The sequence below is a fragment of the Pseudomonas sp. MF5691 genome (genome assembly GCF_016405645.1).
In the GTDB taxonomy this organism is placed as follows: domain Bacteria; phylum Pseudomonadota; class Gammaproteobacteria; order Pseudomonadales; family Pseudomonadaceae; genus Aquipseudomonas; species Aquipseudomonas shahriarae.
Window position 1 is genome coordinate 89,182 of record NZ_JAEKDC010000006.1, and the last position, 12,963, is coordinate 102,144.

A 12,963-nucleotide genomic window follows, 5' to 3' on the forward strand; every position below is an offset into this window, starting at 1 on the left:
CTGGCATTTAACTATTTAGCACTATTTAATATTTAAATAGCCCGCTTGCCGCCATTCCGCCCAAAACAAAGAATATAAACACTTAATTCCCAATGTTTGCAGTCGTTATTCCGTCCACGCACTTTTCCAACAAAAAAAATACTGGACGTGTGATTTCGAATTGTGTCAGTTTCCTTTCGCCTTCATAAGAGGCGAGTGATAGGACGATCTCGCCCGAGAACGTCGCTATCGGACAAAAACTGTTCCACTTGCAAACAAGGAAGTACGTTTATGTCGAAAGTAAAAGACAAAGCTATTGTCTCGGCAGCTCAAGCAAGTAGTGCCTATTCACAAGTCGATAGCTTTAGCCATTTGTATGACCGTGGCGGCAATCTCACGGTTAATGGCAAACCCTCGTTCTCTGTCGACCAGGCAGCCGACCATTTGCTGCGCGAAAACGCGGCATACCGGGACGTTGACGGTAACGGCAGGATCGACTTGACCTACACCTTCCTGACCTCGGCTTCCTCGGCGACCATGAACAAGCATGGTATCTCCGGGTTCAGCCAGTTCAGCAACCTGCAAAAAGGCCAAGCCGTACTGGCCATGCAATCCTGGGCCGATGTGGCCAATGTCACCTTCACCGAGAAAGCCTCGGGCGGCGACTTCCACATGACCTTCGGCAACTACAGCGCAGGCCAGGACGGCGCCGCAGCGTTTGCCTACCTGCCTGGCACCAATGAGAAGTACCACACGAGTGGCACGGATGGCACCTCGTGGTACCTGATCAACAACAGCTACACCGCCAACATCAACCCTGGCCTGAACAACTACGGGCGTCAGACCCTGACCCACGAGATCGGCCATACCCTGGGCCTGGATCACCCTGGCGACTACAACGCCGGGACCGGCAACCCGTCTTACAAAGACGCGGACTACGGCCAGGACACCCGTGGCTACAGCGTCATGAGCTACTGGGGCGAAAACAACACCAACCAGAACTTCACCAAAGGCGGGGTCGAGGCCTATGCGTCCGGCCCGCTGATCGACGATATTGCGGCGATCCAGAAGCTCTACGGTGCCAACTACAACACCCGTGCCGGTGACACCACCTACGGTTTCAACTCCAACACCGGGCGCGATCACCTCAGCGCCACGTCCAACGCCGACAAGCTGGTGTTCTCGGTATGGGACGGTGGCGGCAACGACACCCTGGACTTCTCCGGCTTTACCCAGAACCAGAAAATCAACCTCAACGCGACTTCGTTCTCCGATGTGGGTGGCCTGGTGGGTAACGTGTCGATCGCCCAGGGCGTGACCGTGGAAAACGCCTTTGGTGGCTCGGGCAACGACCTGCTGATCGGCAACGCCGTGGCCAACACCCTCAAGGGTGGCGCCGGCAATGACCTGATCTACGGCGGTGGCGGTGCCGACAAACTGTGGGGCGGCGCGGGTTCGGACACCTTTGTGTTCGGTGCCAGCTCTGACTCCAAGCCGGGTGCGGCGGATCAGATTCTTGATTTCACCTCGGGTTCGGACAAGATCGACCTGACCGGCATCACCAACGGCAGCGGCCTGCATTTCGTCAACGCCTTTACCGGCGCTATCGGTGATGCCGTGCTGACTTATGCCTCGGGTACCAACCTGGGCACCTTGGCGGTGGACTTCTCCGGGCACGGCGTGGCGGATTTCCTCGTCACCACCGTAGGCCAGGCGATGTATAGCGACATCGTGGCTTGATCAAGGCGTAACGAAGGGTGGCGCCCCGGCGCTGCTCTTCCCTTGCAACAGCCCCGTAAACGGGTAATGGTGATGACTAATTTTCGCAACGCAATCGCCTGGTTGATCCTGGCATTGCTCGTGTCGGCAGGAGCCAACGCAATGGCAAGCAGTCTTGTTTTACCCAGCACCACGCAATTGGCGGGGCACTGGCAACTGCGCCAGCAGGAGCAGGTGTGCGAGCTGGATCTGATCGCCGAACCCAACAGCCTGGCCGGTGATATTGAGTGCGCGCAACAGTGGCTGGGGCAAAAACCCCTGACCTGGCTGCCCACCCCGGATGGCATTTGGCTGATGAATACCGAGGGCACCGGTATTACCCATTTGAATCGACAGAAAGAAGGCGAATACACCGCGCGTTCTGCTTCTGGAGTAGAGCTGTTACTGCGACGCACACACTAATTAAGTATTGCGGTTATATGCTTATAACTGCCGGGTATAGAGACATTTGTTGGTCGTGACCTTTATCGACCTGTCACTTCCAACGCATTAAACACTATTGAAATAGTTGCCCGCCCCATTGTTTGGGGTGCTCGGCAGACTATTGCGCGTATTTCAGTCCAGGGAAGATCAGGCAACATGGCGAAGACCACTCCCACTGCACCACTGTTTAAAGCCCTCGGCGATTATAAAAGTATCCTGATCAGCGTCGGTTGCTTTACCGCGCTGATCAATCTGCTGATGCTGGTGCCGTCCATTTACATGCTGCAAGTGTATGACCGGGTACTGTCCTCGCAGAATGAAACCACCCTGGTGATGTTGACCCTGATGGTGGTGGGCTTCTTTGCTTTTATCGGCACCCTGGAAATCGTCCGCAGCTTTATCGTGATCCGTATCGGCAGCCAGTTGGAGCGGCGGTTCAACCTGCAGGTGTACAAGGCCGCCTTCGAACGCAACCTGCAACGGGGTGAGGGGCACGCCGGGCAATCGCTCGGGGATTTGACCCATATCCGCCAGTTCCTCACGGGGCCGGCGTTGTTTGCGTTCTTCGATGCGCCGTGGTTCCCGATCTACTTGCTGGTGATCTTCCTGTTCAACGTGTGGCTGGGCGTGCTGGCCACGGCGGGTGCGGTGCTGTTGATCGGCCTGGCGTGCCTTAACGAATACCTGACCAAAAAGCCGTTGCGCGAAGCCAGCGGCTACTCCCAGCAGTCCACCCAACTGGCCACCAGCCACTTGCACAACGCCGAGACCATCCAGGCCATGGGCATGCTGGGGGCGCTGCGCAGTCGCTGGTTCCAGGTGCATTCACAATTCCTCGGCCTGCAAAACCGGGCCAGCGACACCGGTTCGGTGATCAGTTCCTTGAGCAAATCCCTGCGCCTGCTCCTGCAATCCCTTGTGCTGGGCTTGGGCGCCTTGCTGGTGATCAAGGGTCAGATGACGGCCGGGATGATGATTGCCGGCACCATTCTGATGGGCCGGGTGCTGAGCCCGATTGACCAGTTGATCGCCGTGTGGAAGCAATGGAGTTCGGCCAAGCTGGCCTATCAACGCCTCGATGAGCTGTTGCAGGAGTTCCCGCCTGGGGCGCAGGCCATGGCGTTGCCGGCGCCCCAGGGCCAGGTGAGTTTCGAGCAGGTCAGCGCCGGGCCGCCGGGGCGGCGGGCGGCGACCTTGCATCAGGTCAGCTTCAAGCTGGCGGCCGGTGAAGTGCTGGGGGTGTTGGGCGCCTCCGGCTCCGGCAAGTCGACCCTGGCGCGGGTACTGGTGGGGGTGTGGCCAACCCTGGCCGGCACGGTGCGCCTGGACGGCGCCGATATCCATCGCTGGGACCGCGACGACCTCGGCCCCCATATCGGCTACTTGCCCCAGGACATCGAACTGTTCAGCGGCAGCATCGCCGACAACATTGCACGTTTTCGCCAGGCTGACCCCGAACGGGTGGTGCAGGCCGCCCAGCAAGCCGGGGTGCATGACCTGATCCTGCGCTTGCCCCAGGGCTACGACACGGTGTTGGGCGACGACGGCAGCGGCTTGTCCGGCGGGCAGAAACAGCGGGTGGCCCTGGCCCGCGCGCTGTATGGCGGGCCGCGCCTGATCGTGCTCGACGAACCCAACTCCAACCTCGACACCGTAGGCGAAGCCGCCCTGGCCAGCGCCATCATGCAGATGAAAGCCCAGGGCAGCAGCGTGATCCTGGTGACCCATCGCTCCTCGGCCCTGGCCCAGGCCGACAAATTGCTGGTGCTCAATGAAGGCCGCCTGCAAGCCTTTGGCCCCAGCCAGGAGGTGCTGCGGGCACTGTCCGGCCACACGGAGCCCCCCCGTGAAAAGGCCGGCGTCAGCTTGAACCGTCAATATCCTGCGGCAAGGAATCCAGGCCAATGAGTACCGATAACAGCCTGCCACTCGAGCAGACCTTTCCCGAGCGCGATGCGCGCTTTTTCTCCCGCCTGGGCTGGCTGATGACGGTGGTTGGCGCCGGGGGATTCTTCCTCTGGGCCAGCCTTGCGCCGCTGGACCAGGGGATCCCGGTGCAGGGTACGGTGGTGGTGTCCGGCAAGCGCAAGGCCGTGCAAACCCTGAGCCCCGGCGTGGTCAGCCGGATCCTGGTGCGCGAAGGCGAGGCGGTCAAACAGGGCCAGCCGTTGTTTCGCCTCGACCAGACCCAAAGCCAGGCCGATGTGCATTCCCTGCAAGCCCAGTACCGCATGGCCTGGGCCAGCGTCGCCCGCTGGCAGAGCGAGCGCGACAGCTTGCCTGCCGTGACCTTTCCCGCTGAACTGGGTGCCAACCCCGATCCTGCGCTGGCCCTGGTACTTGAAGGCCAGCGCCAACTGTTCAGCAGCCGGCGCGATGCCTTTGCCCGCGAGCAGTCCGGGATCCGCGCCAGTATCGAAGGCGCCAGCGCCCAACTCAACGGCATGCGCCGCGCCCGCACCGACCTGAGCGCCCAGGCGCAATCCCTGCGTGATCAACTGGCCAACCTGCAACCTTTGGCAGACAACGGCTATATCCCGCGCAACCGCCTGCTGGAGTACCAGCGCCAACTGTCCCAGGTGCAACAGGACCTGGCGCAGAACAGCGGCGAAAGCGGGCGCCTGGAGCAGGGCATCCTCGAATCGCGCCTCAAGTTGCAACAGCACAGCGAGGAGTACCAGAAGGAAGTCCGCAGCCAGTTGGCCGACGCGCAACTGCGCAGCCTGACCCTGGAGCAGCAACTGACCTCCGCCGGCTTTGACCTGCAACACAGTGAAATCAACGCGCCGGCCGATGGCATTGCGGTCAACCTCGGGGTGCACACCATCGGTGCGGTGGTGCGGGCCGGGGAAACCCTGCTGGAAATCGTGCCCCAGGGCACGCGCCTGGAAGTCGAAGGGCGCCTGCCGGTGAACCTGGTGGACAAGGTCGGCACCGATCTGCCGGTGGATATCCTGTTCACCGCCTTCAACCAGAGCCGCACGCCCCGGGTGCCGGGGGAGGTGAGCCTGATCTCCGCCGACCAGTTGCTCGACGAAAAAACCGGTGTGCCGTATTACGTGCTGCGCACCACGGTCAGCGATGACGCCCTGGAAAAACTCCAGGGCCTGGTGATCAAGCCGGGCATGCCCGCCGAGATGTTCGTGCGCACCGGCGAGCGCTCGCTGCTCAACTACCTGTTCAAGCCGCTGCTCGACCGTGCCGGCTCTGCGTTGACCGAGGAATGAGCATGAAGCCTGTGTTCATCGCCTTGTTTCTCGCCTGCACCGGCGCCCAGGCAGCCATGGGCCCGTTCGATGTGTATGAACAGGCCCTGCGTAACGATCCAGCCTTCCTCGGCGCAATCAAGGAGCGTGACGCCGGCCTGGAAAACCGCACCATCGGCCGCGCCGGCCTGTTGCCCCGGCTGTCGTACAACTACAACAAGGGCCGCAACAACTCCCAGGCCAACCTGCCCGATGGCCGTGGCGGCCACTATCACGACGACCGCAACTACAACAGTTTCGGTTCGACCTTCACCCTGCAACAGCCGCTGTTCGACTACGAAGCCTATGCCAATTACCGCAAGGGCGTGGCCCAGGCGCTGTTTGCCGATGAGAGCTTTCGCGACAAGAGCCAGGCGCTGTTGGTGCGGGTGCTGACCTATTACACCCAGGCCCTGTTCGCCCAGGACCAGATCGACATCGCCCGGGCCAAAAAGAAGGCCTACGAGCAACAGTTCCAGCAGAACCAGCACCTGTTCCAGCAAGGCGAGGGCACCCGCACCGACATTCTGGAGGCCGAGTCCCGTTATGAACTGGCGACGGCCGAAGAGATCCAGGCGCTCGACGAGCAGGACGCGTCACTGCGCGAACTGGGGGCTTTGCTTGGCGTACAGAGTGTCGACATTGCCGACCTGGCGCCACTGAACCAGGACTTCGCCGCCTTGACCCTGGCCCCTGCCAACTACGACAGCTGGCACGAACTGGCATTGACCAACAACCCGACCCTGGCCTCCCAGCGCCAGGCCGTGGAAGTGGCGCGCTATGAGGTGGAACGCAACCGCGCCGGGCACCTGCCACGCATCACCGCGTATGCCAGTTCGCGCCAGCAGGAGTCCGACAGTGGCAACACCTACAACCAGCGCTACGACACCAACACCATCGGCATTGAAGTCAGCGTGCCGTTGTATGCCGGGGGCGGCGTCTCGGCGTCCACCCGCCAGGCCAGTCGCTCCATGGAGCAGGCCGAGTACGAACTGGAGGGCAAGACCCGCGAAACCCTGATCGAGCTACGGCGCCAGTTCAGCGCCTGCCTGTCGGGGGTCAGCAAGCTGCGCGCCTATCAAAAGGCCCTGGCCTCGGCTGAAGCGCTGGTGGTGTCGACCAAGCAAAGCATCCTTGGCGGCGAGCGCGTCAACCTCGATGCCCTCAACGCCGAGCAGCAGCTGTACAGCACCCGTCGCGACCTGGCCCAGGCCCGTTACGACTACCTGATGGCCTGGACCAAATTGCATTACTACGCGGGCAACCTGCGCGACACCGACCTGGCCAAGGTCGACGAAGCCTTTGGCCCAGGCCCGCGCTGAATAAAAAACACAATAAAAGTGAGGACGGTCACCGTGAACGCGAAACAACGAGGCTATCACTGCGTCATGCTGTGTGGGCTGGCCAGCCTGGGCACTGCCCAGGCCGCGCCCTATGTAGAGGCCGGCAAGCTGGGCGACCCCGCCAGTTGGCGCTCGGCGGAATATCAAAGGGACTGGGGCCTGGGCCGCATGCAGGCTGATCAAGCCTATGCCGCCGGGATCAGCGGTGCCGGGGTGAAGATCGGCGCGCTGGACTCGGGTTTTGATGCCAGCCACCCGGAAGCCTCCCCGCAGCGTTTTCACCCGGTGACCGCCAGCGGCACTTACGTGGATGGCAGCCCGTTTTCCACCACCGGCGCGCTGAACCCCAACAACGACTCCCATGGCACCCACGTCACCGGCACCATGGCGGCTGCGCGGGACGGCAACGGTATGCATGGCGTGGCCTACAACGCGCAGATCTATGTGGGCAATACCAACGCCAACGACAGCTTCCTGTTTGGCCCGACGCCCGACCCCAAGTACTTCAAGGCGGTGTACAACTCCATGGTCGATTCCGGGGTACGCGTGATCAATAACAGCTGGGGCAGCCAGCCCAAGGATGTCAGCTACCAGACCCTGGGTGATCTGCACGCCGCCTACGCGCAACACTTCAACCAGGGCACCTGGCTGGACGCCGCCGCCGATGTGGCGCGCGCCGGGGTGATCAATGTGTTCAGCGCTGGCAACAGCGGTTATGCCAATGCCAGCGTGCGCTCGGCCTTGCCGTACTTTGAGCCGGCACTGGAAGGCCACTGGCTGGCGGTGTCGGGCCTGGACCAGGCCAATAACCAGAAGTACAACCAGTGCGGCATCGCCAAGTACTGGTGCATCTCCACCCCCGGCGCGAAGATCGACAGCACCATCCCGGGCGGCGGTTATGCGGTCAAGTCCGGCACCTCGATGTCGGCGCCCCATGCCACAGGCGCCTTGGCGCTGGTGATGGAGCGCTACCCGTACTTGAACAACGAACAGGCCTTGCAGGTGTTGCTGACGACGGCCACGCAACTGGACGGTTCGGTGACCGACGCGCCGAACGCCACGGTCGGCTGGGGCGTGCCGGACCTTGGCCGGGCGATGCATGGACCGGGGCAGTTACTGGGCGCCATGGACGTCAATCTGGCGGCCGGGCAGGGCGATGTGTGGAGCAATGGCATTTCCGACAAGGCGCTGCTGCAGCGCCAGGCGGAAGACAGCGCCGAACACCTGGCATGGCAACAGACCGTGCAGGACAAGGGCTGGGAAAATGGTCCTGGCGCCGGCGCCAGCCAGCAGGAGCAGACCGACTACGCGGTGGGCATGGCCCGGGATGCGGCGGCGGCCCAGCGCATTTACCAAGGCAGCCTGATCAAGTCCGGCGCCGGTAGCCTGCTGCTCAGTGGCGACAGCACCTATCGCGGCCCGACCACGGTCAATGGCGGTGTTTTGAAGGTCGATGGTTCGTTGACCTCGGCGGTCACGGTCAACCCTGGCGCGACCCTGGGCGGTTCCGGGCGCATCGGCGCATTGCAGGCCAACAGCGGCAGTGTGATTGCGCCGGGCAATTCCATCGGCACTTTGAACGTGGCCGGGGATGTGCGCTTCGAGGCCGGTTCCACCTATGCGGTGGAGCTGTCGGACGCCAGCAGCGATCGTATCGTCGCGGGCGGCAAGGCTACCCTCAACGGCGGCACCGTGACCCTGGCCCTGGAAAACAGCCCGACCCTGCTCAGCCAGCCCCAGGCGCAAAGCCTGATCGGCCGCCAGTACAACATCTTGCAGGCGGCGGGCGGAGTGACCGGCAGTTTTGCTGCGGTATTGCCCAACTATCTGTTTCTGGGCGGCAACCTCGATTACGGCACTAACGGCGTGCAACTGGCTATCGCGCGCAATGACGCAAGCTTTGCCAGCGTCGCGGCGACCCGCAACCAGCTTGCCGTGGCTTCCGCTGCCGAGCAGTTGGGGGCCGGCAACCCGGTGTATGAAAGCGTGCTGAGTGCCGACTCCGCAGTGGTCGCGCGCCAGGCCTTCCAGCAGTTGTCTGGCGAAATCTACCCGGCGGTGGGCGCGATGCTGATCAACGACAGCCGCCATGTGCGCGAGGCCGTCGGTGAGCGCCTGCGCCATGTGCCGGCGACCGGCGAAAGCAACCTCTGGATCAAGGCCCTCGGCGCCTGGGGCAAGGCCGACAGCAGCAGCGAATACGCGGGGTACACCCGCTCTATCGGCGGAATGCTGCTGGGGGTCGATGGCCAGTGGGACGAACAGACCCGCGTCGGCGTGATGGCGGGCTACAGCGACAGCTCGCTGAACATGGGCGATGGCACGCACTCGTCGGCCGATGTCGACAGCTACCACCTGGGCACCTATGCCGGGCGTGAGCTGGGCAACTGGCGCGTGAGTGTGGGCGGCGCCTACAGCTGGCATCGCGGCGATGTGCAGCGCGACCTGCAATACAGCGACGTCAGCGCCAAGCAAAAGGCCAAGCTGGATGCACGCAGCCTGCAGGTGTTCACCGAGGCGGCCTACCGCTTGAACCTGCAAGCGCTGGCCCTGGAACCGTTTGCCAACCTGGCCTATGTGCACCTGGACAGCGAAAGCTTCCATGAAAAAGGCGATGCCGCCGCCCTGCAGCGCGGCAGTGATCGCCGCGACGCGACCCTGAGCACCCTGGGCCTGCGCGCCCTTAAAACAGTGCCGCTGAATGACCGCCAGCAACTGGAACTCTCCGGCTCGCTCGGCTGGCAGCACAGCCTGACACCGGTTGAATCCGAGGAGCACCTGGCCTTTGTTGCCGGAGGCCCATCGTTTGCCGTGCAAAGCGCGGCGTTGCAGCGCAACGCCGCGCTGGTGGGCTTGAAGGCCAGCCTGGCATTGAGCGAGACCACGCGGGTCAACCTCGATTACAGCGGCCAATTGGGTGCGAAGGAGAACAACCAGGGCGTGGGCCTGAGCCTCGACTGGCAGTTCTGAAGCGGCGCCAACAAAAAGAACAACAAACGCAATGAAACTAAGGAAGGTCACCGTGAACGTAAAACAACGAGGGTTTCACTCCGCCATCCCAACAGGCCCGGGCTACCCGCTCAAGGCCCTGAGTCGCGTGCCATACGGCGCGTTGCTGTGTTGCCTGGCCAGCCTGGGTACCGCCCAGGCCGCACCCTACGTCGAAACCGGCAAGCTGGGGGATGTCGCCAGTTGGCGCAGCAATGAGTTCAAGGCCGACTGGGGCCTGGGGGCGGTGAATGCCGATGTGGCGTATGCCGCCGGTTACAGCGGCAAGGGCGTGAAGCTGGGGATTTTCGACCAGCCTGTGTACGCCTTGCACCCTGAGTTCTCCAGCCCGGGCAAGGTGCAGACCCTGGTCACTGAAGGGATCCGCCAGTACACCGACCCGTACATCCCGGTAAAGGCCGGTGACCCGTTCCGCTATGACGGCACACCGTCCCAGGGCTCCAATGGCAAGCTGGGCGACCACGGCACCCATGTCGGTGGCATTGCCGCCGGCGACCGTAACGGTGGGCCGATGCACGGCGTGGCCTACAACGCACAGATCCTCAGCGCCGAGAACGGCGACCCCGGCCCCGAAGACGGGATCATCCTGGGCAACGACGGCGCGGTGTACCAGGCCGGCTGGGACAGCCTGGTGGCCAATGGTGCGCGCATCATCAACAACAGCTGGGGCATCGGCATTGGCGATCAGTTTGCCCAGGGCGGCAAGGACCCGGCGTCCCCCCATTTCGGCCTCAGCGAGGCGCAGGCGCAGTTCGACCAGATCAAACCCTTGCTGGGCACCGCTGCTGGGGGCGCTTATTCGGGCGCGATCAATGCGGCGCGTAGCGGCGTGCTGACAATCTTTGCCGCCGGCAACGACTACAACCTGAACAACCCCGATGCGATTTCCGGCCTGGCGTATTTCGTCCCCGAGATCGCGCCCAATTGGCTGTCGGTGGCGGCGTTGCAGCGCAACCCGGACGTCAACAGCCCTAACCCCTATGTGATCAGCACCTTCTCCTCGCGTTGCGGGTATGCCGCGAGCATCTGCGTATCGGCACCGGGCACGGCGATCTACAGCTCGGTGATGGTCGGCACCACCGTCGATAACATGAACCTGGGCTGGAACAATAAAAGCGGTACCTCCATGGCCGCGCCCCATGTGGCGGGCGCGGCCGCGGTGTTGATGGAGCGTTTCCCGTATATGAGCGGCGAGCAGATTTCCACGCTGCTCAAGACTACCGCCACCGACCTTGGTGCACCGGGCATCGACTCCCTGTACGGTTGGGGCATGATCAACCTGGGCAAGGCGGTCAACGGCCCGGGGATGTTTATCACCGCCGAGGATATTCCGGCCGAGTTTCGCATCGACGGTGGCTATGGCAGCGGCCAGTTTGTCGCGGACTTGCCCGGGGTTGGGGCGGTGGTCGATGCCGGCAAGCCCACCGAGCGCCTGTGCACCGATGTGCACTGCGGGCGGGACGTGTGGAGCAACAACATTTCCGGTCACGGCGGCCTGACCAAGCAGGGCATCGGCACACTGGTGCTGACCGGCAGCAACACCTACAGCGGGCCGACCCTGGTCAATCAAGGCTTGCTGGCGGTCAATGGCTCGCTTACATCACAGGTCACTGTCAGCAACAGCGGGGTCTTGGGCGGGGCCGGTAGCATCGGCGCGCTAAACGCGAAAAGCGGCGGTACGGTCGCGCCGGGCAACTCCATCGGCACCTTGAATGTGGCTGGGGATGTCAATTTCGATGCGGGCTCCACCTATGCGGTAGAGCTGTCCACGACCAGCAGCGACCGCATCGTCGCCGGTGGCAAAGCGACCCTCAACGGCGGCACTGTGACCCTGGCCCTGGAGAACAGCCCGACCTTGCTTAGCCAGCCCGAAGCGCAAAGCCTGATTGGTCGCCAGTACAACATTCTGCAGGCGGCCGGGGGGATTACCGGTAGTTTTGCCTCGGTACTGCCCAATTACCTGTTTGTAGGCGGCAACCTGAATTATGGCGCCAACGGCGTGCAACTGGATGTCGCGCGCACGGCCAACAGCTTCGCCAGCGTCGCGGCGACCGATAACCAACGTGCGGTGGCGGCGGCTGCCGAGCAACTGGGTGCAGGTAACGGGGTGTATGAAAGCCTGTTGCTGGCGCCGAGTGCGGCCTCGGCGCAAGGGGCGTTCCAACAGTTGTCGGGGGAAATCTACCCCGCCCTGGAAACCGCGCTGGTCAACGACAACCGCTACCTGCGTGAAGCCGTAGGCGAGCGCCTGCAGCAGGGGGAAATGGGCACTTCAGCGCAAACCCTCGACTCGCGTGGCAACGTCTGGATCAAGGCCCTCGGCGCCTGGGGTAAAACCGACAGCGCCAGCGATACGGCGGGCTACACCACCTCCATCGGCGGCCTGCTGGCGGGTGTGGACGGTGCGCTGGATGACGACACGCGCCTGGGCCTGGTCGCCGGCTACAGCGATACCTCGCTGAACATGGGCGATGGCACCCATTCGCGGGCATCGGTGGACAGTTACCACTTTGGCGCCTATGCCGGTCACGACATCGGCGCCTGGCGCCTGAGCGGCGGGGCAACCTACAGCTGGCACCGTGCTGATGTGACGCGTGAGCTGCAATACGGCGAAGTCGCCGGCAAGCAGAAAGCCAAGGTCGATGCCCGCAGCACCCAGGTCTTTACCGAAGCGGCTTACCGCCTGAACCTGCAACCGCTGGCGCTGGAGCCATTCGCCAACCTGGCCTATGTGTATCTGGACAGCGATGGCTTCAGCGAGAAAGGCGATGCAGCGGCGCTCAAGGGCGGCGATGACACCCGCGACCTGGTGCTCAGCACCCTGGGCGTACGGGCCTTGAAGACCTTCAACGTCACCGACCATCAGGCCCTCGACGTTTCCGGCACCCTGGGCTGGCAGCACAACCTCAGCGCCACTGATTCCGAGCGCCACCTGGCGTTTGCTTCGGGTAGCACTGCGTTTGCCGTGGAAAGCTCGCCGATGGTGCGCGATGCGGCGTTGGTCGGTGCGCGGGCCAGCCTGGCGCTGACCAAGGATGCGCGGCTGAACTTTGACTACAACGGCCTGCTGGCCAGCAAGGAGAAAATCCACGGTGTGGGCTTGAGCCTGGACTGGGCCTTCTAAACAGCAGGTTTGCTCCCACAGTTACAGCATTCCAACTGTTTTGGCTTTCTCGACAATTCCA

Annotated in this window: 7 protein-coding genes; all 7 read left to right on the top strand. The window is 62.9% G+C overall.

Features of this window, described 5'->3' with window-relative positions:
* The first annotated feature begins 270 nt into the window (after positions 1–270).
* The 7 genes from JFT44_RS11205 to JFT44_RS11235 all read left to right on the top strand — a co-directional run bounded on the left by JFT44_RS11205 (position 271) and on the right by JFT44_RS11235 (position 12,902).
* Positions 271–1,719 (top strand): serralysin family metalloprotease, encoded by a 1,449-nt coding sequence (locus tag JFT44_RS11205; protein WP_057438454.1) that lies wholly within the window; start codon positions 271–273, stop codon positions 1,717–1,719.
* 72 nt (positions 1,720–1,791) lie between these two features.
* Entirely contained in the window at positions 1,792–2,160 is a 369-nt protein-coding gene (locus tag JFT44_RS11210; protein ID WP_081044256.1) for an AprI/Inh family metalloprotease inhibitor, read from the top strand.
* Positions 2,161–2,337: 177 nt separating this feature from the next.
* Positions 2,338–4,089 (top strand): type I secretion system permease/ATPase, encoded by a 1,752-nt coding sequence (locus JFT44_RS11215; RefSeq protein WP_057959672.1) that lies wholly within the window; start codon positions 2,338–2,340, stop codon positions 4,087–4,089.
* A complete protein-coding gene (locus JFT44_RS11220; RefSeq protein WP_057959671.1) occupies positions 4,086–5,408 on the top strand; it encodes an HlyD family type I secretion periplasmic adaptor subunit in 1,323 nt (440 codons plus the stop codon). Before JFT44_RS11215 ends, JFT44_RS11220 begins: the two co-directional genes overlap by 4 nt.
* Positions 5,409–5,410: 2 nt before the next feature.
* Entirely contained in the window at positions 5,411–6,748 is a 1,338-nt protein-coding gene (locus tag JFT44_RS11225) for a TolC family outer membrane protein (RefSeq protein ID WP_057959670.1), read from the top strand.
* Positions 6,749–6,814: 66 nt separating this feature from the next.
* Positions 6,815–9,739, top strand: coding sequence for an autotransporter serine protease (locus JFT44_RS11230; protein WP_198830718.1), 2,925 nt, complete (start codon positions 6,815–6,817; stop codon positions 9,737–9,739).
* A gap of 31 nt (positions 9,740–9,770) precedes the next feature.
* A complete protein-coding gene (locus JFT44_RS11235; protein ID WP_198830648.1) occupies positions 9,771–12,902 on the top strand; it encodes an autotransporter domain-containing protein in 3,132 nt (1,043 codons plus the stop codon).
* The last annotated feature ends 61 nt before the right edge of the window (positions 12,903–12,963 follow it).